Annotated in this window: 23 protein-coding genes; 16 read left to right on the forward strand and 7 right to left on the reverse strand. The window is 32.9% G+C overall.

Annotated features, from left to right (window positions below; all coding sequences use genetic code 11):
* The first annotated feature begins 16 nt into the window (after window positions 1-16).
* From DFQ09_RS04875 to DFQ09_RS04885, 3 genes are all read left to right on the forward strand, one after another.
* Window positions 17-2,434 (forward strand): glycoside hydrolase family 31 protein, encoded by a 2,418-nt coding sequence (locus DFQ09_RS04875; RefSeq protein ID WP_115808541.1) that lies wholly within the window; start codon window positions 17-19, stop codon window positions 2,432-2,434.
* A gap of 90 nt (window positions 2,435-2,524) precedes the next feature.
* Complete coding sequence (locus DFQ09_RS04880; protein WP_115808969.1) at window positions 2,525-3,352, forward strand: M48 family metallopeptidase; 828 nt, start codon at window positions 2,525-2,527, stop codon at window positions 3,350-3,352.
* A gap of 98 nt (window positions 3,353-3,450) precedes the next feature.
* The gene (locus DFQ09_RS04885) at window positions 3,451-4,803 is read left to right on the forward strand and encodes an MFS transporter (RefSeq protein WP_115808542.1); all 1,353 of its coding nucleotides are present in this window, start codon (window positions 3,451-3,453) and stop codon (window positions 4,801-4,803) included.
* A 125-nt stretch (window positions 4,804-4,928) separates the two neighbouring features.
* Here the strand turns inward: DFQ09_RS04885 and DFQ09_RS04890 are convergent, their stop codons facing one another.
* The 4 genes from DFQ09_RS04890 to DFQ09_RS04905 all read right to left on the reverse strand — a co-directional run bounded on the left by DFQ09_RS04890 (window position 4,929) and on the right by DFQ09_RS04905 (window position 7,979).
* Window positions 4,929-5,654 (reverse strand): head GIN domain-containing protein, encoded by a 726-nt coding sequence (locus DFQ09_RS04890; protein ID WP_115808543.1) that lies wholly within the window; start codon window positions 5,652-5,654, stop codon window positions 4,929-4,931.
* Window positions 5,655-5,699: 45 nt separating this feature from the next.
* Window positions 5,700-6,791 (reverse strand): hypothetical protein, encoded by a 1,092-nt coding sequence (locus DFQ09_RS04895; protein WP_115808544.1) that lies wholly within the window; start codon window positions 6,789-6,791, stop codon window positions 5,700-5,702.
* Entirely contained in the window at window positions 6,775-7,332 is a 558-nt protein-coding gene (locus DFQ09_RS04900; RefSeq protein ID WP_115808545.1) for a hypothetical protein, read from the reverse strand. Before DFQ09_RS04900 ends, DFQ09_RS04895 begins: the two co-directional genes overlap by 17 nt.
* A gap of 98 nt (window positions 7,333-7,430) precedes the next feature.
* Entirely contained in the window at window positions 7,431-7,979 is a 549-nt protein-coding gene (locus DFQ09_RS04905) for an RNA polymerase sigma factor (protein ID WP_115808546.1), read from the reverse strand.
* 230 nt (window positions 7,980-8,209) lie between these two features.
* Between DFQ09_RS04905 and lon the strand changes: the two genes are divergently transcribed.
* The 5 genes from lon (at window position 8,210) to DFQ09_RS04930 (ending at window position 13,466) form a co-directional block, all read left to right on the forward strand.
* Window positions 8,210-10,663, forward strand: a complete 2,454-nt coding sequence (gene lon, locus DFQ09_RS04910; protein ID WP_115808547.1) for an endopeptidase La — start codon at window positions 8,210-8,212, stop codon at window positions 10,661-10,663.
* 37 nt (window positions 10,664-10,700) lie between these two features.
* Window positions 10,701-11,216 (forward strand): LysM peptidoglycan-binding domain-containing protein, encoded by a 516-nt coding sequence (locus DFQ09_RS04915; protein ID WP_181897147.1) that lies wholly within the window; start codon window positions 10,701-10,703, stop codon window positions 11,214-11,216.
* Between the two features lie 73 nt (window positions 11,217-11,289).
* Window positions 11,290-12,309, forward strand: coding sequence for a type IX secretion system protein PorQ (gene porQ / locus DFQ09_RS04920; protein ID WP_147298322.1), 1,020 nt, complete (start codon window positions 11,290-11,292; stop codon window positions 12,307-12,309).
* Window positions 12,310-12,311: 2 nt separating this feature from the next.
* Entirely contained in the window at window positions 12,312-13,001 is a 690-nt protein-coding gene (gene cmk / locus DFQ09_RS04925) for a (d)CMP kinase (RefSeq protein ID WP_115808549.1), read from the forward strand.
* 63 nt (window positions 13,002-13,064) lie between these two features.
* The gene (locus tag DFQ09_RS04930) at window positions 13,065-13,466 is read left to right on the forward strand and encodes a hypothetical protein (RefSeq protein WP_115808550.1); all 402 of its coding nucleotides are present in this window, start codon (window positions 13,065-13,067) and stop codon (window positions 13,464-13,466) included.
* A gap of 68 nt (window positions 13,467-13,534) precedes the next feature.
* Here the strand turns inward: DFQ09_RS04930 and DFQ09_RS04935 are convergent, their stop codons facing one another.
* Window positions 13,535-13,912, reverse strand: a complete 378-nt coding sequence (locus DFQ09_RS04935) for a LysM peptidoglycan-binding domain-containing protein (RefSeq protein WP_115808551.1) — start codon at window positions 13,910-13,912, stop codon at window positions 13,535-13,537.
* A 287-nt stretch (window positions 13,913-14,199) separates the two neighbouring features.
* Between DFQ09_RS04935 and rpsA the strand changes: the two genes are divergently transcribed.
* The 6 genes from rpsA to DFQ09_RS04965 all read left to right on the forward strand — a co-directional run bounded on the left by rpsA (window position 14,200) and on the right by DFQ09_RS04965 (window position 19,483).
* Window positions 14,200-16,035, forward strand: coding sequence for a 30S ribosomal protein S1 (gene rpsA, locus DFQ09_RS04940; RefSeq protein ID WP_115808552.1), 1,836 nt, complete (start codon window positions 14,200-14,202; stop codon window positions 16,033-16,035).
* 182 nt (window positions 16,036-16,217) lie between these two features.
* Window positions 16,218-16,757, forward strand: a complete 540-nt coding sequence (gene pyrR, locus DFQ09_RS04945) for a bifunctional pyr operon transcriptional regulator/uracil phosphoribosyltransferase PyrR (protein WP_115808553.1) — start codon at window positions 16,218-16,220, stop codon at window positions 16,755-16,757.
* An 86-nt stretch (window positions 16,758-16,843) separates the two neighbouring features.
* Window positions 16,844-17,194 carry a hypothetical protein gene (locus DFQ09_RS04950; protein WP_115808554.1) on the forward strand — a complete coding sequence of 117 codons (351 nt, stop codon included), beginning with the start codon at window positions 16,844-16,846 and terminating at the stop codon, window positions 17,192-17,194.
* Window positions 17,195-17,230: 36 nt separating this feature from the next.
* Window positions 17,231-18,160: an aspartate carbamoyltransferase catalytic subunit gene (locus tag DFQ09_RS04955; protein ID WP_115808555.1), complete on the forward strand. Its 930-nt coding sequence runs from the start codon at window positions 17,231-17,233 to the stop codon at window positions 18,158-18,160.
* Between the two features lie 3 nt (window positions 18,161-18,163).
* On the forward strand, window positions 18,164-18,496 hold the full coding sequence (locus tag DFQ09_RS04960) for a ribonuclease Z (protein WP_115808556.1): 333 nt from the start codon (window positions 18,164-18,166) through the stop codon (window positions 18,494-18,496).
* Between the two features lie 78 nt (window positions 18,497-18,574).
* Window positions 18,575-19,483, forward strand: coding sequence for a ribonuclease Z (locus DFQ09_RS04965; RefSeq protein WP_115808557.1), 909 nt, complete (start codon window positions 18,575-18,577; stop codon window positions 19,481-19,483).
* Here the strand turns inward: DFQ09_RS04965 and DFQ09_RS04970 are convergent.
* Window positions 19,470-19,901, reverse strand: a complete 432-nt coding sequence (locus DFQ09_RS04970; protein WP_115808558.1) for a hypothetical protein — start codon at window positions 19,899-19,901, stop codon at window positions 19,470-19,472. The two genes, DFQ09_RS04965 and DFQ09_RS04970, sit on opposite strands and share 14 nt — an antisense overlap.
* An 82-nt stretch (window positions 19,902-19,983) precedes the next feature.
* Between DFQ09_RS04970 and pdxH the strand changes: the two genes are divergently transcribed.
* Complete coding sequence (gene pdxH, locus DFQ09_RS04975) at window positions 19,984-20,631, forward strand: pyridoxamine 5'-phosphate oxidase (protein ID WP_115808559.1); 648 nt, start codon at window positions 19,984-19,986, stop codon at window positions 20,629-20,631.
* A gap of 257 nt (window positions 20,632-20,888) precedes the next feature.
* Complete coding sequence (locus DFQ09_RS04980; RefSeq protein ID WP_115808560.1) at window positions 20,889-21,386, forward strand: CAP domain-containing protein; 498 nt, start codon at window positions 20,889-20,891, stop codon at window positions 21,384-21,386.
* Window positions 21,387-21,411: 25 nt separating this feature from the next.
* Here the strand turns inward: DFQ09_RS04980 and DFQ09_RS04985 are convergent, their stop codons facing one another.
* Window positions 21,412-22,026 (reverse strand): hypothetical protein, encoded by a 615-nt coding sequence (locus DFQ09_RS04985; RefSeq protein ID WP_115808561.1) that lies wholly within the window; start codon window positions 22,024-22,026, stop codon window positions 21,412-21,414.
* Window positions 22,027-22,297 lie beyond the last annotated feature (271 nt).

Below are 22,297 nucleotides of genomic sequence, written 5' to 3' on the forward strand. Positions count from 1 at the left end.
GACAAAAAATTAACCTATGATTGTAAATACTGAATTAGAAAATAAAGGAAATTTATTTCCTTCAAAAATAATAGATTTTAAAAAGGACGTTGATAAACTGTATTTTACGGCGGATAATGATGTTATTTTAGAGTTAACTGTCGTTAGAGATAGTTTACTTCGTTTTCGATATACTACTGTTGGTAATTTTGATAATGATTTTTCATACGCTATTACTAAATACGCAAGTATAGGTTATAACAAATTAGAGATTGAAGAGAAGACAGATTGTTTTGAAATTTTAACTTCCAAATTGCGATGTAAGATTTCTAAAGAAGATATGAGAGTCTCTATTTACGATGCCATAGATGGTGTGCTTATAAATGAAGATGAAAGTGGTTTTCATTGGGAAGAAAGTTATGAGCATGGAGGAAATATCGTTAAGATGAGTAAAACATCAAACGATGGTGAAAGTTATTACGGTCTTGGTGATAAACCAAATCACCTAAATCTTAAAGGAAAGCGTTATAGTAATTGGGTTACGGATTCGTATGCTTACGGAAAAGATACAGATCCTATATACAAAACGATTCCATTTTATACAGGTTTGCATCATGGTAAAGCTTATGGAATTTTCTTTGATAATACATTTAAAACATCTTTTGATTTTGCACAAGAACGCAGAAGCGTTACTAGTTTCTGGGCACAAGGAGGCGAAATGAATTATTACTTTTTCTATGGTCCTAAAATGATGGATGTTGTAGAAAGTTATACCGATTTAACAGGAAAGCCACACCATTTACCACCGCTTTGGGCATTAGGTTTTCACCAATGTAAATGGAGTTATTACCCAGAAAGTAAAGTAAAAGAAATTACATCAACCTTTAGAAAACTTCAAATTCCATGTGATGCTATTTATTTAGATATCGATTATATGGAAGGTTTCCGTTGTTTCACTTGGAACAAAGAATATTTCCCAGATCCAAAACGTATGGTTAAGGAATTGTTAGACGATGGATTTAAAACTGTTGCCATTATTGATCCAGGTATTAAGATTGATAAGGACTATTCGGTATTTCAGGAAGCTTTAGAAAACGATTATTTCTGTAAACGTGCAGATGGTGATTATATGAAAGGTAAAGTGTGGCCTGGGGAATGTTATTTTCCAGATTTTACAAACCCTAAAGTGAGAGATTGGTGGTCTGGATTATTTCAAGAATTAATTGAAGATATCGGTATTAAAGGGGTTTGGAATGATATGAATGAGCCTGCCGTTATGGAAGTGCCAAATAAAACATTCCCAGATGATGTGCGTCACGATTATGATGGAAATCCATGTAGTCATAGAAAAGCTCATAATATTTATGGTATGCAGATGGCAAGGGCAACCTACCAAGGGTTAAAGAAATATTCATACCCTAAACGTCCATTTGTTATTACACGTGCAGCCTATTCTGGTACACAACGTTATACATCAACTTGGACAGGTGATAACGTCGCAACTTGGGAGCATCTTTGGATTGCAAATATACAAGCGCAACGTATGGCGATGTCTGGTTTCTCTTTTGCTGGTAGTGATATTGGTGGATTTGCAGAGCAACCACAAGGAGAGTTATTTACACGATGGATTCAATTAGGAATCTTTCATCCGTTTTTCAGAGTACATTCTTCTGGAGACCATGGCGACCAAGAACCTTGGGCTTTTGATGAAGATGTAACAGCTATTGTAAAGAAATTTATTGAAATTAGATATCAATTGTTACCATACTTGTATACCGCTTTTTGGAACTATACAGACCATGGTAAACCTTTATTAAAATCTTTAGTGTTGTACGATCAAGAAGATGTACAAACACATTACAGAACGGACGAATTTATTTTTGGAGAACAAATATTAGCATGTCCGGTTTTAGAGCCAAATGCTAAAGGTAGACGTATGTATATACCACAAGGGAATTGGTATAATTTTTGGACAGATACTATCATTAAAGGCGGTAAAGAAATGTGGGTTGATGCTGATATTGATAGTATGCCAATTTTCATAAAAGAAGGAGCAATCATTCCTAAGTTTCCGATTCAACAATATGTTGGTGAAAAGGAAATTACTGAAGTTACTTTAGATGTGTATTATAAAAAAGGTAAAGAAGAAAGTGAACTCTATAGTGATGCTAATGATGGTTTCGATTATACAAAAGGACGTTATAGTTTAAGAAACTTTAAATTGACAGGGAAATCTAGTGAATTAATAATCAACCAACACAAAGAAGGAAAGTTTACAACACCTTATCAAACCTTTAATATTCAATTTCATGGTTTACCATTTGATATTGTAGAAGTTCAGTTAGATAATGAGAAAATAGCTCATAAGAGCTTAAGAGTTAATGGAGTAGAATCTATTGTTGTAGATAAGAATTTTTCTGAGCTACATATAATCGGTATAAAGTCAAGCTCATAGTGACCATTTACTTATTTTAGTGTCCTATTACTACTAAAATACAGGAAAAATAATTTTTATATTTTAGTAATGTTTAATAAACAATTAGCTATGAAATTTAATAAATTAATATTGAGTCTTGCAATAGTTGCCTTTGTGGCTTCATGTGCAACGAATCCTTTTACAGGTAAAAAAACGATGGCCTTTGTTGGTAACGATCAGTTGTTTCCATCAGCATTTGCACAGTACAACCAAGTTCTTACCGAAAGTAATGTGATTACGGGTACTAAAGATGCCGAAATGATTACGCGTGTCGGACAACGTATTGCAGTTGCTGCAGAACGTTATTTAACAGCAAATGGTTTTGAAGGGTATTTAGAAGATTACCAATGGGAATATAAACTTATAGAATCAGAGCAAGTAAATGCTTGGTGTATGCCAGGTGGTAAAATTGCGTTTTACACAGGTATTTTACCAATTGCAGCAAATGAAACAGGTATTGCTGCTATTATGGGACATGAAGTAGCACATGCTTTGGCTAATCATGGTCAACAACGTATGAGTGCTGCTTATGTACAACAAGGATTAGCTGTTGTAGGTAATGTTGCTTTATCAAATGATGATCAGGCTTTGGGGATATTTAATCAATCTTATGGAGTTGTTTCTAATGTAGCAGGAATGTTACCTTTTAGTAGATCGCATGAAACTGAAGCAGATCAAATTGGTATTTATTTAATGGCAATTGCAGGTTACAATCCAGATGAAGCTTCTGTGTTATGGGAACGTATGAAAGCGAATAGTGGAGGCGAATCTCCACCAGCGTTTTTAAGTTCTCACCCAAGTAACGATTCTCGAATTCAAAATTTAAAATCGTTATCTGAGAAAGCTAAAGTCGAAGCAAAGAAATTTGGTGTCACATCATTTAGACCAATAAACTAAGATTATAAATATATTTGTTTACTTTAGAAGCTGCTCAATTTGAGCAGCTTTTTTTTTGAAATTTTCTAATATCCATACGAGATAATTAACCAACATTTATGAGTGAACTTAAAAAAGGAAGTAAAAAACTTCTTAGCGCCTGGGCATTTTACGATTGGGCAAATTCAGTTTATACCTTAACTATAGCGTCGTCTATCTTTCCGATATTTTATTCCGCATTATTTATATCTCAAGTAGAAAAAACGGTTCCTGCTTTTGGAATGGTTTTTAAAAGTACAGCATTGATTACTTATGTTACCGCATTTACTTTTTTAGTCGTTGCTTTTACATCGCCTATTCTTTCTGGAATAGCAGATTATGTTGGCAATAAAAAGAGTTTTATGAAATTCTTCTGTTATGTTGGTGGCTTAGGTTGTATCGGGTTGTATTGGTTTAGCCTTGAAAGTATTCATATCAGTCTTCTATTTTATTTTATGGGATTAATAGGATATTGGGGAAGTTTGGTGTTTTACAATTCGTATTTGCCAGATATTGCCTTTCCAGAACAGCAAGATAGAATTAGTGCCAAAGGGTTTAGTTTAGGCTATTTTGGAAGTGTATTACTCTTGGTGTTAAACTTAGCTATGGTAATGTTTCCAAACTTTTTTCATATAGCTGATAACATAGGTGAAAATGGTGAAATAATTGAAACAGCTGCACAAGTGGGAATGCGATATTCCTTTATAATGGTCGGTTTATGGTGGATTTTATTTAGCCAATATACGTTTCATGTATTACCTGAGGGGGTTAAAAAAGGAGGAAAAGTCACAAAAGATGTTGTCTTTAATGGTTTAAGAGAATTGAAGCAAGTCTGGCTTCAATTAAAACAGAACTTAAGATTAAAACGCTACTTAGTCGCATTTTTTGTGTTTAGTATGGCAGTACAAACAATTATGCTAGTTGCGGTTTATTTTGGTGAAGAAGAAATTGCTTGGGGAGATGATGATGCCAAAACCTTTGGACTTATTGTAAGTATCTTAGTTATTCAGCTGGTTGCTATAATCGGTGCATTAGTAACTTCTTATGCGTCTTCTAAATTTGGGAATATTAAAACGCTTATCGCTATTAATTTCTTCTGGATGTTACTTTGCTTTTATGCTTATTTTATGGAAACTCCATTTCAGTTTTATATTGCAGCGGGTTTTGTGGGATTGGTTATGGGGGGAGTACAAGCTTTGGCGAGATCGACATACTCTAAGTTTTTACCAGAAACCGAAGACACCACCTCATATTTTAGTTTTTATGATGTAGCAGAAAAAATAGGAATCGTTATTGGAATGGTCATTTTTGCGACGATAGACCAAGTTACTGGTAGTATGAGAAATGCTATTTTGTTTTTGGTCGTCTTTTTTGTGGCAGGAATTGTACTCTTGTTTAGAGTGCCAAGATTAGATGAGAAAAATAAAGCATAGGAGTTTGATGTCACTATTTTAGGTTTTTAAACACTTGAATGATAAAAGTTGATGTATAAGATTATTATAATAAAAAAGGACGAGCAAACGCTCGTCCTTTTTTATTGAATATGTAATGACAAGATTTAATTGTGAACACTACCAGATCCTGCAATACTGGTGTTCTTCTTTGTTGGTTTTCCTGAATATTTTACATCACCAGAGCCTGCTATTTTAACAGTAAGTTCTCCGTTACAAACCACAGATATATCTCCTGAGCCAGAGATTTTAGCGTCCACATTCGTGCTTTTTAAAGCATCTCCATCAAAGTCTCCAGAGCCAGCTACAACCGTGATTAAATTTCTAGTGGTGCCTTTCAGTTCTATGTCTCCAGAACCTGCGATCTTACTTTCGATACCTTCCGCTTCAATAGTTAAATCGATATCTCCAGAACCCGCTAAAGCCACTTTAAATGTATCTGCTTTTATGGTGCCAGAATTTTCAAGATCACCAGACCCAGCAAGCGATACAGAGCTAATAGATTCGTAAGGTATAGTGATAACGATGGTTTGGCTAGGTTTTAAATTATAGCCGTCTTTAATTTTAACGCGGAGCGAATTACTTTTAACTTCAGTAATAATATACTCCATTAAATTAGAATCTCCTTGTATTGAAACTTCACCTTCTGTGCCTTTAACAAGTTTAAAGTCCATGGATCCCGAGGCTTTTATATCATCATAAGAATCAGTAGAAACGGTTTTGGTTGTAATGTTACCATCGCCTTTAATCTTTTTAGATTTTCCCCATTGTGCAGAAGCTAATGTAGTGCTTAAAAGAAACGTTAAGATTGTAATTGATTTTAATAGTTTCATAAGTGTTCGATTTTAATTGATTGATGTAATATTTGATTTTTTTTCTTAGTTGTTTTTAAAAGTGATACTGCCGTATTCAGACTTTATAAGTACAGAATTATTGGAATTTGGTTGGCCATGATAGCCAATATATTTCTTACCAAAGTTGTCTGTATTTTTTTCTGTAAAATTGAAACCGTCAGATTCTCTTAACGACCCAAAGTCAATATCGATATTAAAATCGAAATTGTAATCACTATCAATTCCGATAGTAATCCCAACAAACTCAGTATCAATATCTAATTTTTTAGTGTTTGGAGTTAAGCGGTCAATTTTTATAGAACCATAATCGGCTCTTATTTTTGCTGTTTTATAAATGGTGCCAAGTCTTAAAGATAAATAGTCTCCTTCTCCGTCTAAATTGTTAATGCTGTTGATTTTAAGAGACCCATAATCACATTCATAAACAACGTTTTCAGCAATTTCAATTACGGATGTGGTATAATCAGCCTCTAAGTTTAAATCTTTAGCTTTGGCGACGGTAAACTCGCTATAATCAGCTTCAATGGTTCCGTTGTTTATATATTCAAAATAACTGTTTCTAGTGTAATCTAATCGTAGTGTATTCGATTTTCCCATGAGTTCTTTAGTGGTTACTTTTCCATAATCACACTTTATATAGGCGTTGCCTTCAAGCTTGTCTAAATTGATATAGCCGTAATCGTTAAACAACCTAACATGATTTGTAATAGGCATTTTAACCACGTAATTAACTTCTATTTTTACGTTATTGCCCAATTTTTTATTCCACCAAGAGGTATCCCAACTATTACCATCAATTGCTGTAATTGCTGAAACTTTATGAGGTGCAGATTGAAAAGCAACATCTAATTCGTTCAATTTTTCGTTGACCTTACTTTCATTATTACCTTCTACTTTTATGATGACTTGGATGTCAATACGGTTTTCATTCCATGTAATGATATCAATATTCCCATAACGATTGGTAATGTTAAATGTAGCGTCAGCATTTACATTGAAGGATTTTTTTATGGTTTTTTGTTTTTCGTGCTTTACGGCTTTTGGTTGCTCATTTGATGCTAAAATAAGAGTTGGCATCAGTAATAAAAGAAAGCATATATTATAAAATATTTTCATTTGAATTGGATTTGAATTGTTTAACGATTTCAATTTGTTCTAATACGGTGTTTAGAATGTCTATTCTAGTTTGAAAGTTGGAAATCATCGCATAAATAACACGTTGGTTTTTTCCGCTTTCGGTTAAATCTGTTTTTAATTTTTTGTAATCGGTTTCTAAAAGTTGAATTTGGACTAATGCATCATTAATAATTTGCTCTGTTAATGGCGAACGTTCTTTATTAAGTCGCTTTAATTCATTTTCAATGGTAATCGTGAAAAAGTCTTGTGTTTCGGACATTTCTGGAGATACGCTTGCTAAATCTAAATCATCAGGTTGCTGTTGTAATGCTGTAAATAGCCCGAAACAAATAACGATAGAAGCGGCAATGGCTAAAAAAGGTTTCCAGTTAAACCCAGATTGTTTTTTAGTTTCAGTTACAACTGAGTCTTCAGCTTTCAGTTTGTCTAAAAAGCGTTGCTCATGATTTTTTTGAGGTGTTTCAATATTAAATTCACCTTTTAAATCATCAAATAAGTGTTCTAAATTATCTTTTTCCATTATTAACTTATTATTAAAATACAAATGTCACATTGAGAGCAGGCGAAATGCAATTAAGATTAGCATTTTAATGTCTTCGACTGCGCTCAGACAGACAATTAGTTAAGCATTATTTTTTGTCGTAAACTATCTTTTGCTCGTGAGATTAAGGTTCTACAATTGGCATAAGAAATGTTCATAATCTCACAGATTTCTTCATAATCGTAACCTTCAATCAGATGTAATGATAAGCCCAAACTATAATTTGGTTTTAAGGTTTTCATAGCGTCTAAAATCAGTTTTACTTTTTCGTTATTCTGCTCATTTTCATTAATGCCGTTATCGTCTTCAACTTTATAGATGACATTATCTAAAGGCACTTCATTTAGCTTTACCGCTTTGTTATAGTATCCAATGCTGTTGTTTACAACAATACGTTTTAGCCACGCGCCAAATAAATTGGTGTCTTGTAGGGTGTTCAATTTTGTGAAAGCCGTTAAAAAAGACTCCTGCATAATGTCCTCAGCTTTAAAAGAATCTTTTACAATTCTAATGGCTGTGTTATACATGGCTTTGTTATATCTGTTGTAAATTTCCAACTGTGCACGTTGGTTTCCAGATTGACAAAGCTGTAATAACTGTTCGATATTTTGATTGGTTGATGTCAAAAAACAATTGCTTTTACTTATAGAGCGCTACTTTTATTTTTTGTTACAGTTGAAATGAAAAAAAAATTAATGCCGTTATAAAGGTAATGGCATAACAATTGAAATTACTGTAGTGTGAATAACTTTGAATATCTTCTAACGTTTTGATATTCAGTGTAAAGTTAATTATTAATACATTTAAACTAATGTTATTCTGTTTTTAATAATGACAGAATGGCTAGAAAATATATATGGGAAAATCAAATTTTTTAAATTTAGACAATCTGTCATTTCAGGATTTTGATGAGAATTCAGAATTAATTCCATTAATGACACCTGAAGATGAAGAGTTAATAAACAACGAATCTTTACCAGAATCGTTACCAATTTTACCGTTGCGAAATACCGTTTTATTTCCAGGTGTTGTCATTCCGATTACAGCAGGTAGAGATGCATCGATTAAACTGATTAATGATGCGAATAAAGGAGGAAAAGTAATAGGTGTGGTGTCTCAAAAGGATGAATCTGTTGAAAATCCAACAGCAAAAGACATTTATAAAACAGGTACTGTTGCTCGCATCTTAAAAGTGCTAAAAATGCCTGATGGTAACACAACTGTTATTATACAAGGTAAAAAGCGATTTGCGATCAATGAAGTGATTTCAGAACAGCCTTATTTAACGGCTACAATTTCTGATATTCCTGAAGCAAAACCAGCAAAAGAAAATGAAGAGTTTAGAGCCATTATAGATTCTATTAAGGATTTATCTTTAGACATCATTAAAGAAAGTCCAAACATTCCTTCTGAAGCGAGTTTTGCGATTAAAAATATTGAAAGCGATTCGTTCTTAGTCAACTTTGTATCGTCTAACATGAATCTTAAAGTAGAGGAGAAGCAAGAATTATTAAAGATTAATGATCTTAAAGAACGTGCGCTTCAAACTTTAAAATTTATGAATCTTGAGTTTCAAAAATTGGAGCTTAAGAATGATATTCAGAATAAGGTTCAAAGTGATATGAACCAACAGCAACGCGAATATTTCTTACATCAGCAAATGAAAACCATTCAAGAAGAATTGGGTGGAGGAGTATCTTCTGGTGAAGAGATTGAAGATATGCGTGCACGTGCTAAGAAAAAGAAATGGGACGATAAAGTAAAAGAACATTTTGATAAGGAGTTGGCTAAAATGCAACGTATGAATCCTCAGGTGGCTGAGTATTCTATTCAACGTAATTATTTAGATCTCTTTTTAGATTTACCTTGGAATGAGTTTAGCAAGGATAAATTCGATCTAAAACGCGCACAGAAAATCTTAGACCGTGATCATTTCGGACTAGAAGATGTAAAGAAAAGAATCATTGAATATTTAGCGGTTTTAAAACTTCGTAATGATATGAAGTCACCAATCCTATGTCTTTACGGACCTCCAGGTGTTGGTAAAACGTCTTTAGGTAAATCTGTTGCAGAAGCTTTAGGTAGAGAATATGTGAGAATTTCATTAGGTGGTTTACGTGATGAAGCAGAAATCCGTGGTCATAGAAAAACCTATATTGGTGCGATGCCAGGACGAATTATTCAGAGTTTGAAAAAAGCACAAACCTCTAACCCTGTATTTGTATTAGATGAAATAGATAAATTATCTACAGGTAGCCAAGGTGATCCTTCGTCTGCAATGTTAGAAGTGTTAGATCCTGAGCAAAACAATGAGTTTTACGATAATTTCCTAGAAATGGGGTACGATTTATCTAAAGTGATGTTTATTGCGACGTCTAATAGCATGAATACCATTCAGCCAGCATTAAGAGACCGAATGGAAATCATTAATGTTACAGGGTACACTATTGAAGAAAAAGTAGAGATTGCTAAACGTCATTTATTACCAAAGCAATTAAAAGAACATGGTTTAGATGATAAAGCCTTAAAAATTGCGAAGCCACAGCTCGAAAAAATTGTTGAAGGTTACACACGTGAATCTGGAGTTAGAGGCTTAGAAAAACAAATTGCAAAAATGGTGCGTTATGCGGCTAAGAATATTGCAATGGAAGAGGAGTATAACATCAAGATTTCTAACGAAGATGTTATTGAAATTCTAGGAAGCCCAAGAATGGAGCGCGACAAATACGAAAACAATGATGTTGCCGGAGTTGTTACAGGTTTAGCTTGGACGAGTGTTGGTGGAGATATTTTATTTATAGAATCTATACTATCAAAAGGAAAAGGAACCTTATCTATTACAGGAAATTTAGGTAAAGTAATGAAGGAATCTGCCACTATTGCTATGGAATACATTAAGGCAAATGCAGATGAATTTGGTATTGACCCAGAGGTTTTTGGGAAATATAATGTACACATTCACGTGCCAGAAGGAGCAACTCCAAAAGACGGTCCAAGTGCAGGTGTTACTATGTTAACTTCTTTAGTATCTTTGTTTACACAACGCAAAGTTAAGAAGAGCTTAGCGATGACAGGTGAAATTACGTTAAGAGGTAAGGTGTTACCTGTTGGTGGTATCAAAGAAAAAATCTTAGCAGCCAAACGTGCTCGTATTAAAGAGATTTTACTTTGTGAAGATAACCGAAGAGACATTGAGGAAATTAAACCTGAATATTTAAAAGGTTTAACGTTTCACTATGTTAAGGATATGAGTGATGTTTTAAAACTAGCACTTACAAAGCAAAAAGTAAATAATGCAAAAAAGCTTTAAACTAATATTGACATTTTTAATAAGTTTTACTTCGTTAATGAGTGTATTTGCTCAAAACGAAGTAAAATTTAAAGATGTTATATTAGATGGAAAGCCTGCAAAATTAAATATAGTTACAGGGGAAATTACCCTTGTGAAATTAGAAGATAAAGTGGTTGAGACCAAAATAGATTCGGTTGAAACAAAACCCATATTGGTTACTGATTCTAGTATTATTAAGACGTCAAAACCTATAGATGTTGATTCTGATTTTCATATTGTAAAAGAAGGAGACAATTTATTTCAATTATCTATAAAGTATAATACGAGTTTAAGCGAATTAAAAAAAGCAAATAATTTAGAGACGACACTTATAGAAGTAGGACAAAAATTAAGAGTCCAAAATTTTGATACAGTGACTAAGGAAGAGCAATCATTAGTATGGATTGTTACGAAAGGTGACAATTTATACAGAATTGCAAAAGAAAAAGGAACAACAGTAAAAGCGCTTATGCGCATTAATGGCTTAAAGAGTGATGTTATTAAAATCGGTCAAAAGTTGCAATTAAAATAGAAAATTAACACGCTCAAAAAATAAAAAAATCATATCATCGTTTTAAGATAGATTTAGTTATTTTGCAAAATCTATGATTAAGAGGATTACCACCTTATTTTTAATGCTTTCGGCTCTACCATTGTTCGCGCAATTGGGTGGGGAAGCGACTTACCAGTTTTTGAACTTAGTATCATCGCCAAGGCAAGCCGCTTTAGGTGGAAAAATAATTACCAACTTCGACCACGATGTAACCGAAGCACTTTACAACCCAGCGTCTATTAATTACAAAATGAACAATCAATTGGCTGTAAATTATTCCAACTATTTAGGAGGTATAAGTTACGGTACAGCTGCGTATGCTTACACTTGGGATAGACGATTACAAACCTTTCATTTTGGTGTAACTTATATTAACTATGGAAGTTTTGATGGTTATGATGTTAATGGAAATTCTACTGGAACTTTTAGTGGAAATGAAACAGCGATATCTGCAGGGTACAATTATAAAATTCCATATACGGATTTTTATATTGGAGCCAATGTTAAAGTGATTACATCGGCATTAGAACAATACAATTCAGTAGGTGGCGCCCTAGATTTTGGTGCGATGTATATTAACGAAAAGCTCGATTTTCATGCTGCGTTAACCGTAAGAAATATAGGAACTCAGTTTTCAACTTACGCAGGTCAAAACGAACCATTACCATTTGAAGTTAATTTTGGAATGTCGCAAACTTTAGAAAATGTGCCTTTGCGATGGCATTTAACTTTAGAGAATTTGCAAAAATGGCCAATAGCAGTATCTAATCCAGCACGTGCTACAACCGATTTAGATGGTAATCAAACAGAAGAAAAAGTTGGGTTTTTAAATAAAGGATTACGACATTTAATTTTGGGTGCAGAGTTATTTCCAGAAGGTGGTTTTAATGTTAGATTAGGGTATAACTTTAGACGAGCAGAAGAATTACGAATAGAAGACCAAAGAAACTTCTCAGGACTCTCTGTAGGTGTTGGAATTAAATTAAACAAAATGCGTTTTAGTTATACGCATGCAAGATATAATGGAGCTTCAAATTCTAGCTTTTTCGGACTTCAAATAGATTTACAATAAATATGAGTAAAATAATTATCGCCATAGATGGATTTTCATCTACAGGAAAAAGTACGGTAGCTAAACAATTAGCAAAAAATCTGAACTATATCTATGTAGATACCGGGGCCATGTATAGAGCGGTGGCTTATTTTGCTTTAGAAAATAACTTAATTGGTGATGGTTTTTTTAAAGAAGATGATTTAGTAAATAGGTTAGAAGACATCCGTATTACATTTAAATTTAATGAAACAGCAGGTTTTGCTGAAGTTTATTTAAATGGAGAAAATATCGAAGCGGCAATTAGAACGCTTAAAATTTCTAAATACGTTAGTCCTGTAGCTACGTTGTCTGCAGTAAGACGAAAGTTAGTAGAGCAACAACAGCTCATGGGAAAAGATAAGGGCATTGTAATGGATGGCCGTGATATCGGAACTGTAGTTTTTCCTGAGGCTGAATTAAAAATCTTTATGACCGCTTCTGCGGAAACAAGAGCCAAACGACGTTATAAAGAGCTGACTGATTGTGGTCACGAGTTGAGCTATGAAGATGTTTTAGAAAATGTAACAACTAGAGATCATATCGATTCTACACGAGAAGATTCTCCTTTAGTAAAAGCAGAGGATGCTATTGAAATTGATAATTCAGATTTGACGATTGAAGAGCAGTTAGATACCATTGTAGGTTTGGCTGAAGCGTTGATCTCTAAATAACAGTAGAATAATCTCTTTACCTTTATTAAGGTACATCTATATAATTAACAAAATAAGAACAACATGAAAAACAGACTTGTTTTAATAGTATTGTTAGTTACCGTGTTTGGTTGTTCTGATGACGAATTTTCTTCTGTAAATAAAATTGTTGATGAATGGAAATTAACTGAAATACGATATTATACCTCTTCAGGAAATTCCATAATTGCTTATTCAGATGTTAATATTGTTTATGACTTTCGCAACGATGGAACCTTGGTAGTGTCAGGAGTAGAACAAGGTATTTACAACAATGGAACATACGAGTACGAGATAGAAGAAGGAGTGGTAGAAGGTATTTCTGACTTAGTTATTTTTACTGTAAAAATAGATCAAACGTATTGGGCCTATGATTTAACTAATGGTATAATGAAATTAGGATTATCTCATGTTGATGGACCTGATTTAATATTTGAGAGAAACTAAAAAAGCGACTTTATTAGGATACTAGTTGTAACCCAATAAAGTCGCTTTTAAAATTTTTAATGATCTAATTACAAATTAGGAATAATTAATTCCTGACCAGGATGAATTACATCCGGATTCTTTAAAATGTCAGTATTCGCTTGGAAGATTTTCTGATATTTACCAGGCTCTCCATAATATTGCTTAGCAATTTTCCCTAAAGTTTCACCAGAAGCAACGGTATGTCTTGCGTACACAGATTCGTCTGCCACTTTAATATCTGCCATAATATCAGTTGGGTTATCACCACCTGCTTCTTTAATCTTGTCCCAGATTAAGTTTTTATCGTATTGTGTAGCTGCAGTTCCTGTTACTTGAAGTACACCATCTTTTTCATTAACATCTCCATTTTGGATGTTTAACGTTTCACCTAAGTCTAAAACGTCTTGGTATTTAGCTCTAACCATTTTTATAATTTTTTAAAATATTAATACTCTCGTAAATATACCAATTTATGTGCTAATTTTTAGTGTTCTAAGCCTCAAATTGATACCCTATTATTTTAGACACATATATTAATATAAAGTCACATCATTTAGTGTTTGGTTTTCAGAATAATATATAGTACTTTTGCACTCCTTTTTAGCGAATTAAAGAAAGTAAGGAAAGGGATAAAACAAAACTAATAATAACTTCTGTAGATTTTTCGCAAATCTTTCAAAATGTACAGAATACAAATTTTTATTCAGCACACATGTCTGAAAAAGAAACAAACCAAGCTGAAGTTGAAGCAACTGAAGCAACTCAAGCAGTAGCTCCAGTAGTATCTGAAGCTCAAGCTAACCCAGAAAAATTCTTAAAAGAATTCGATTGGCACAATTACGAAGAAGGAATTGAGCAAGTAGCGGATACTAAATTAGAAGAATTTGAAAAATTAGTATCAGAAAATTTCGTTGACACTTTAGATGACGAAGTTGTAGAAGGTACTGTAATTACTATCACAGATCGTGATGCAATTATTGATATTAACGCAAAATCTGAAGGTGTAATTTCACTTAACGAATTTCGTTACAACCCAAACTTAGCAGTAGGTGATAAGGTTGAAGTATTAATTGATGTGCGTGAAGATGCAACAGGTCAATTAGTATTATCTCACAGAAAAGCGCGTGTAATTAAAGCATGGGAACGTGTTAATAATGCACACGATACAGGTGAAATTGTAAACGGTTTTGTAAAATGCAGAACTAAAGGTGGTATGATCGTTGACGTATTTGGTATAGAAGCATTCTTACCAGGTTCTCAAATTGATGTGAAGCCTATTAGAGATTACGATCAGTATGTAAACAAAACTATGGAGTTTAAAGTTGTGAAAATCAACCACGAATTCAAAAATATAGTAGTGTCTCATAAAGCGTTAATCGAAGCTGATATTGAAGAACAGAAGAAAGAAATCATTGGTCAACTAGAAAAAGGACAAGTATTAGAAGGTATTGTAAAAAATATTACTTCTTATGGTGTGTTTATCGATTTAGGTGGAGTAGATGGTTTAGTTCATATTACAGATTTATCTTGGTCTCGTATCAACCATCCAAATGAGATTGTTGAGTTAGATCAGAAATTAAATGTTGTAATCCTTGATTTTGATGAAAACAAATCTAGAATCCAATTAGGTCTTAAGCAATTATCTAAGCATCCTTGGGAAGCTTTAGGTGAAGGCGTAAAAGTTGGAGATAAAGTAAAAGGTAAAGTTGTAGTTATCGCTGATTACGGTGCTTTTGTTGAAGTTGAAGAAGGTGTAGAAGGCTTAGTTCACGTAAGTGAAATGTCTTGGTCAACACATTTACGTTCAGCTCAAGATTTCGTATCTGTTGGAGATGAAATCGATGCTGTTATCCTAACTTTAGATAGAGAAGATAGAAAAATGTCTCTTGGTATTAAGCAATTAACACCAGATCCATGGACTGACATCACTACTAAGTATCCTGTAGATTCTAAGCATACTGGTATTGTACGTAACTTTACAAACTTTGGTGTATTTGTTGAATTAGAAGAAGGTATCGACGGATTAATTTATATCTCAGATTTATCTTGGACTAAGAAAATTAAGCATCCATCTGAGTTCTGTAACGTAGGTGATACTTTAGATGTAGTTGTATTAGAGTTAGATGTAGATGGACGTAAATTATCTTTAGGTCATAAACAAACTACTGATAACCCTTGGGACAAGTACGAAACTGAGTTCGCTTTAGGTACAGTACATAAAGCTGCTATCACTGAAATGGTAGATAAAGGAGCAACAATTGATTTTAACGAAGATATCGTTGCCTTTGTACCAGCACGTCATTTAGAAAAAGAAGATGGTTCTAAAGTCGCTAAAGGTGAAGAAGCTGAATTCAAGATCATTGAATTTAATAAAGAATTCAAACGTGTTGTAGCATCTCATACAGCAGTATTTAGAGAAGAAGAAGCTAAAATCGTTAAGCAAGCTGTTAGAAAACAGGAAGCTCAAGCGGCAGAAGCTAAACCAACTTTAGGTGATGCAAATGATGCTTTACAAGCGCTTAAAGATAAAATGGACGGGAAGAAATAATCCCAATTCCTTTGAAAAAAGGAATCTCATTAATCTATAATTTAAAGCCTCTCGATTTTTCGAGAGGCTTTTTTTATGCTATAGATTAGTCTGCCATGCAACACACTGCCTTTGCAATAAAAAAGCATTGCCAACAAAATAATTTATCCTAACTTTGTAAGGCAACAACGTTTGGAAACTATATGAGTCAGAAAGTACTACTTAACTCTAAAGAAGTCAATATTACCCTTCACAGATTGGCTTGTCAACTCATTGAAAATCATGATGATTTTTCTGAAACCGTATTAATCGGTATTCAACCAAGAGGAAAATTTTTAGCAGATCGTTTAGCGCAAATGCTCACTAACGATTATAAGATAAAAAATATTCAACTCGGTCACTTAGATATTACGTTTTTTAGAGACGATTTTAGAAGAGGAGACAAACCGTTAGAAGCCAACACTACCCATATAGATTTTATAGTCGAAGATAAAAATGTCGTCTTTATAGATGATGTTTTATATACAGGCCGAAGCATAAGATCTGCCTTAACAGCAATTCAATCTTTTGGAAGACCAAAAGACATTGAGTTATTAACATTAATAGACAGACGTTTTAGTAGACATTTACCAATTCAGCCCAATTATAGAGGACGACAAGTAGATGCTATTGATAATCAGAAAGTTATTGTAAAATGGGTTGAGAATGAAGAAGAAGATGCCGTTTACTTAGTTGATAAGTAGAAGGTTAGTTTGACATTGAAGTTGAAGTTGAAAAAGATAATTTTGACAGAAGACAGAAGACAGAAGATGAATTAGAATAAGATAAAATGAATTTCGAAGAATTAGAATCATTCAAATTTGAAAAAACGGAAGTAACAGATAGTGTTATTATAAGTTTTGGAACATTCAATGGAATTGATGAAATTCACGCTGTAGATATTAAGCTTTTTGATGAAATTCCAGAAGAAATAGGGCGACACGACGGACACATAGTAACCATGGAAGATGATACAGAAGGTCAATTTTTCACCTATGGAAATAACGCTGAAGAACTGTTTAAAATAATGAAACCTATTTTAGATGAATTTGACTTCTTGAAAAATGCGGAAGTTTATTTAAGCTTTACAGATAATAATAAAATAGTTAGAAATTTAGAATTTAAATTAAGCGCGAGTTAACTGAACACTGATACTGAAAACTGAATACTATTAATTATGAGCGAATTAAGTGTCAATCACTTACTAGGAATTAAATATCTTACAAAAGAAGATATCGACCTTATTTTTGAAACTGCCGATCAGTTTAAAGAGGTTATTAATAGACCCATAAAAAAAGTACCATCACTTAGAGATATTACTATTGCGAATCTATTTTTTGAAAATTCAACGCGAACAAAATTATCTTTTGAGTTGGCAGAAAAACGATTGTCAGCAGATGTAATTAATTTTTCGGCTTCACAATCTTCGGTAAAAAAAGGAGAAACGCTTATCGATACCGTTAATAATATCTTATCTATGAAAGTAGATATGGTGGTTATGCGTCATCCAAATCCTGGAGCTGGTGTATTTCTTTCAAAACACGTTAACGCAAGTATTATTAATGCAGGTGATGGAGCACATGAACACCCTACACAGGCCTTATTAGATTCGTATTCAATTAGAGAGAAATTAGGGAGTGTTAAAGGCAAGAATGTTGTTATCGTTGGTGATATTTTACACAGTCGTGTAGCGCTTTCAAACATTTATGCATTACAATTACAAGGAGCTAATGTTATGGTTTGTGGACCTAAAACCTTGCTGCCAAAATATATTAAAGATTTAGGGGTTAAAGTAGAAACTAACCTCAAAAAAGCGTTGGAGTGGTGCGATGTCGCTAATATGCTACGCGTACAGAACGAGCGTATGGATATTAGTTATTTTCCTTCTACAAGAGAATATACACAACAATTTGGAGTTACTAAAGAACTATTAGACAGCTTAGATAAAGAGATTGTAATTATGCATCCTGGACCAATAAATAGAGGGGTAGAAATTACAAGTGATGTCGCAGATTCTAAACAAGCCATTATCTTAAATCAAGTAGAAAATGGAGTTGCAGTTAGGATGGCAGTGATTTATCTTTTAGCGTCTAAAATAAAACAATAAGATATGATAATAGATAGAGATGGTAACATTGCCATAATTACACAAGAAACAGCAACTGTAAAAACACTAGTTCATAATATTGAACAAGCTTACGATACATATAAAAATGATCATCTTATTGTAAATTTATCGAGTTTAGATAAAATTACATTAGAAGATATAATAGAGTTTTTACGATTAAGTAATAATCATAGAGGCGACAAAAAGAGTTTTGTTATTGTATCTGAAAAGGTGGATTTAAATCAAATGCCAGACGAAATAGTTGTCGTACCAACCATGAAAGAAGCTTTTGATATTATTGAAATGGAAGATATTGAACGCGATTTAGAATTGTAAAAATAGCGTTCGACTTTAAAGTGTTTATAACCTATATCTAACGATTAAACCGCTTATGAGCTTCACAAAAATTAATTAATGAAATTAACCATTCTCGGCTGCCATAGTGCCACTCCAGGTATTAATAGCAACCCAACGGCTCAGATATTAGAGATTAAGAACCATATGTTTTTAATTGATTGTGGAGAAGGTACGCAAGTACAATTGCGACGAAACAAGGTTAAGTTTTCGAGGATTAAACATATTTTTATCTCACATCTTCATGGAGATCATTATTTTGGTTTGATTGGGTTAGTGAATACATTTAGTCTGTTAACTAGAGAAACAGAACTTCATATTTATGCACCAAAAGGCTTAAAGGAAGTTATATTACTTCAAATGAAGCTATCTTCGAGTTGGACAAAATATCCACTTATTTTTCATGAATTAGATGCTAATGAGTCCGAATTAATTTATGAAGATGATAAAGTGGAAGTTCATACCATTCCATTAAAACATCGTATTTACACTAATGGATTTCTGTTTAAAGAGAAAAAAAATGATCGTAAAATTGATATTAATTTAGTTACTGAAGCTAATATTGATAAAGCATATTTCAGAAAGTTAAAACAAGGATTTGATGTAGAGAATGAAGATGGAGTATTAATTAGTAACGAAAAGGTTACTAAAGATCCATTACCAACCAAAAGTTATGCTTTTTGTAGTGATACTATTTATAATGAAGACATAATACCAATTATTAAAGACTGTACTGTTTTGTATCACGAATCGACATTTTTAGATAAAAACGAATCGCTATGCATTCCCACAAAACATAGTACAGCTAAACAGGCAGCTACAATAGCTAAGAAAGCCAATGTTGAAACTTTAATCTTAGGACATTACTCTACGCGATATAATGGTTATGATGACTTTAAAACGGAAGCTAAAACCGTGTTTGAAAACACACTATTATCTAAAGATGGTAAAACGTTTAATTTTGATTAATATCAGTTTTAAACTCTTTTAAATTCATAATCCAACCTATAGCTTCCTCTATATTTTTACAACGTTTTAGGCTTTTATTAAAAAATTTCTTTTCTAAAGAAGCATTTAAGTAACTAAAGTTAGAGTACGTCACAATAGCCGACGCTACAAAAGCATCATAGTCTTTATTAAAATCTACCCAAAGTTGTGGATCAAAAGAATACGAGTTAAAACGATTAGCGATATAGCCTATTTTAATGCCTTTAGAAATGAGGTTACTAAATCTAGAAATTAACTCACTGGCAATTTTATGATCAACATGTATACCTTCATTAAATTCAGATAATAAAAAATATTCTGTTACGTATACGGTGCCAAAAGAAAACGCTTCTTTTTTATAAGCTAATTGCTTAGAATATTTACAGTCTTCAAACTTCATTTATATATTTTAATCCTTAAATTTATAGTGAAAATTGCGATGTAAAAAATAATAGAAGGAGAAAAAATAAAATAAAAACGTAATGGATGCAGACTTAGGTAATTATAGAAAATCTTACGAAAAAGGTGAGTTATTATTAAATAGTGTACCAGAAAATCCGATTGAGTTGTTTAGAGATTGGTTTATAGAAGTAGATACTCATTTTAATGTGGGAGAAACGAATGCCATGACCATTTCTACTGTAGGTTTAGACAGTTATCCAAAGAGTAGAGTAGTGCTACTTAAAAAGTACACACACGAGGGGTTTATATTCTATACCAATTACAACAGTGAAAAAGGTAAAGCTATTGCAGATAATCCTAATGTGTGTTTATCTTTCTTTTGGCATGCTGCCGAGCGACAGGTTATTATTAAAGGTAAAGCCGAAAAAATTTCAGAAAATTTAAGCGATGGTTATTTTGAATCGCGACCAAGAGGTAGTCAATTAGGAGCTATTGTTTCTAATCAGAGTGAAGTGGTTGCAAATAGACATGAATTAGAAAGTAAACTACAAGATCTTGAAGCTGAATTTGAAGGTAAGGATATAGAACGCCCTAAAAATTGGGGCGGATTTATAATTAAACCCGTAGAGCTAGAATTTTGGCAAGGTAGACCCAATAGGCTTCACGATAGAATCCGTTACCAACTTCAAGAGGATTATAATTGGAAAATTGAGCGTTTGGCACCGTAGTCTATAGATGACGTTATAATAATTGTAACAGTTTAATTTGACCCTACAGATTAGGTAAGTTAATATGTTTGAATATCGATGAAATACAATTATTAGGTGTTGAAAAACATATTTTTTGTGTTCGAAAACGTATTTCATCGATGATTTACATTAAATTTCGATTAACGGCGTGTTGTTTGTCGATTTTAACATTTTCTTAACAGTTTAACTTAGCTGTGTGGTTAATTTAGCAGTCCCAAACCTAAATAACCTACATTATGAAAGCAGCTAAACTCTTGCCACTTTTGGCTATTGTTGCCCTTTTTACTTTTACGTCTTGTGCCAAAGACAACACAGAAGAAGAAGCCCTAAATTCAATTGAAGTTCCTGTTGCACCTCAAGCTAAATCCATAGAGATTGAAATTATGGAGCTTATTAATGCATATCGCATTAACGAAGGATTAAATGCTCTTAATAATCATAATACGGTTAAAGCTGTGGCCTCTACACACACCGAGTATATGATTGAGGTTAATAACGTATCTCATGATAATTTCTTCCTAAGAAAACAAAGTTTACAGGCTAATGCAAATGCTAATATCGTTACTGAAAATGTTGGTTATGGTTTTAGTTCTGCAGAATCTGTTGTTAATGCTTGGATAGCTAGTCCTAGTCATAGAGATAATATTGAAGGTGATTATACCGATTTTGATGTCTCAGCAGAACAGAATAGTGCAGGGAAGTGGTATTTTACCAATATTTTTATTAAGCGCTAGTTTTCTTTCTGTAAAAGAGTATTTACTATTTTTCGAACAACACTTTAGTTTTTATAAAAGGAATTGCATAATATTTCTTTTTAAAAACAGATTTCCGAGAGTGCTTAGACCAGTTATTGGAACGAAAACGCGTAAACTTTAATTCTTTTTTACCTTGAGTATGCAGAATACTGGGCGTTGTTAAGTACAGTGAATTGATGATTTCAATATGGTCTGGCTTTATAGTTTCTATACCAACAAAAATTCCTTTTATACCGAATGGAATAGCTTTATCTTCTAAATCTATTTTATAATTCTTAGTGTCTTTTTCGGGCTTAATAATGATGCTTTCATAATATATGAGCTCTTCCGAAAAACCAAAATCATGTACATTATAAAAAACTAAGCGATAATACGTTTCATAGAGGTCTCTACTTGAATCTCTAAATTTCAATTCTACTGCAATCAATTTACCGTTTTTTTGCTTTGGTTTTTCTATTAACGTGGCTATTTCATAACCAAAAGGTATAGATGTAGGAAATACTTGTTTTCTCTTACTCGTAGAAAGATTGGTCTTGTGCTTATTATATTGTTTCGTTTTACTTAAAACTAGAACGTCATTTAGGGTTTCTACTTTTGGTAATAATTGAATGTTTAACACATAATCATTTGACTGTTATAGCCAGTTAATGCTATGCTTTATTTATAAGCACCAATCAATGATGACTATCAAGGGATCTTTAATTAATTTTAGAACTATCTAAATTAAGAGTCCCATCTATATTAGTTTAAACTCCGATCATGTATTCTTAATAACTAAGTTCGCGTAAGCTAATTGATACTTGCTTAGGCTGTCTGTAACGCATTCTTTTATAGTTTTTGAATAAGGATAGGGTTTGGTGTTATAGCTAAGCGTAGTCCTATAATTTTCA

The sequence above is a fragment of the Winogradskyella pacifica genome (assembly GCF_003386275.1).
Lineage (GTDB): Bacteria > Bacteroidota > Bacteroidia > Flavobacteriales > Flavobacteriaceae > Winogradskyella > Winogradskyella pacifica.

What these genes read in the sequence shown, in the direction of transcription:
- DFQ09_RS04875 (WP_115808541.1), top strand. Translation starts at nt 17, where the DNA reads ATGATTGTAAATACTGAATTAGAAAATAAAGGAAATTTATTTCCTTCA.
- DFQ09_RS04880 (WP_115808969.1), top strand. Translation starts at nt 2,525, where the DNA reads ATGAAATTTAATAAATTAATATTGAGTCTTGCAATAGTTGCCTTTGTG.
- DFQ09_RS04885 (WP_115808542.1), top strand. Translation starts at nt 3,451, where the DNA reads ATGAGTGAACTTAAAAAAGGAAGTAAAAAACTTCTTAGCGCCTGGGCA.
- DFQ09_RS04890 (WP_115808543.1), bottom strand. Translation starts at nt 5,654, where the DNA reads ATGAAACTATTAAAATCAATTACAATCTTAACGTTTCTTTTAAGCACT.
- DFQ09_RS04895 (WP_115808544.1), bottom strand. Translation starts at nt 6,791, where the DNA reads ATGAAAATATTTTATAATATATGCTTTCTTTTATTACTGATGCCAACT.
- DFQ09_RS04900 (WP_115808545.1), bottom strand. Translation starts at nt 7,332, where the DNA reads ATGGAAAAAGATAATTTAGAACACTTATTTGATGATTTAAAAGGTGAA.
- lon (WP_115808547.1), top strand. Translation starts at nt 8,210, where the DNA reads ATGGGAAAATCAAATTTTTTAAATTTAGACAATCTGTCATTTCAGGAT.
- DFQ09_RS04915 (WP_181897147.1), top strand. Translation starts at nt 10,701, where the DNA reads ATGAGTGTATTTGCTCAAAACGAAGTAAAATTTAAAGATGTTATATTA.
- porQ (WP_147298322.1), top strand. Translation starts at nt 11,290, where the DNA reads ATGATTAAGAGGATTACCACCTTATTTTTAATGCTTTCGGCTCTACCA.
- cmk (WP_115808549.1), top strand. Translation starts at nt 12,312, where the DNA reads ATGAGTAAAATAATTATCGCCATAGATGGATTTTCATCTACAGGAAAA.
- DFQ09_RS04930 (WP_115808550.1), top strand. Translation starts at nt 13,065, where the DNA reads ATGAAAAACAGACTTGTTTTAATAGTATTGTTAGTTACCGTGTTTGGT.
- DFQ09_RS04935 (WP_115808551.1), bottom strand. Translation starts at nt 13,912, where the DNA reads ATGGTTAGAGCTAAATACCAAGACGTTTTAGACTTAGGTGAAACGTTA.
- rpsA (WP_115808552.1), top strand. Translation starts at nt 14,200, where the DNA reads ATGTCTGAAAAAGAAACAAACCAAGCTGAAGTTGAAGCAACTGAAGCA.
- pyrR (WP_115808553.1), top strand. Translation starts at nt 16,218, where the DNA reads ATGAGTCAGAAAGTACTACTTAACTCTAAAGAAGTCAATATTACCCTT.
- DFQ09_RS04950 (WP_115808554.1), top strand. Translation starts at nt 16,844, where the DNA reads ATGAATTTCGAAGAATTAGAATCATTCAAATTTGAAAAAACGGAAGTA.
- DFQ09_RS04955 (WP_115808555.1), top strand. Translation starts at nt 17,231, where the DNA reads ATGAGCGAATTAAGTGTCAATCACTTACTAGGAATTAAATATCTTACA.
- DFQ09_RS04960 (WP_115808556.1), top strand. Translation starts at nt 18,164, where the DNA reads ATGATAATAGATAGAGATGGTAACATTGCCATAATTACACAAGAAACA.
- DFQ09_RS04965 (WP_115808557.1), top strand. Translation starts at nt 18,575, where the DNA reads ATGAAATTAACCATTCTCGGCTGCCATAGTGCCACTCCAGGTATTAAT.
- DFQ09_RS04970 (WP_115808558.1), bottom strand. Translation starts at nt 19,901, where the DNA reads ATGAAGTTTGAAGACTGTAAATATTCTAAGCAATTAGCTTATAAAAAA.
- pdxH (WP_115808559.1), top strand. Translation starts at nt 19,984, where the DNA reads ATGGATGCAGACTTAGGTAATTATAGAAAATCTTACGAAAAAGGTGAG.
- DFQ09_RS04980 (WP_115808560.1), top strand. Translation starts at nt 20,889, where the DNA reads ATGAAAGCAGCTAAACTCTTGCCACTTTTGGCTATTGTTGCCCTTTTT.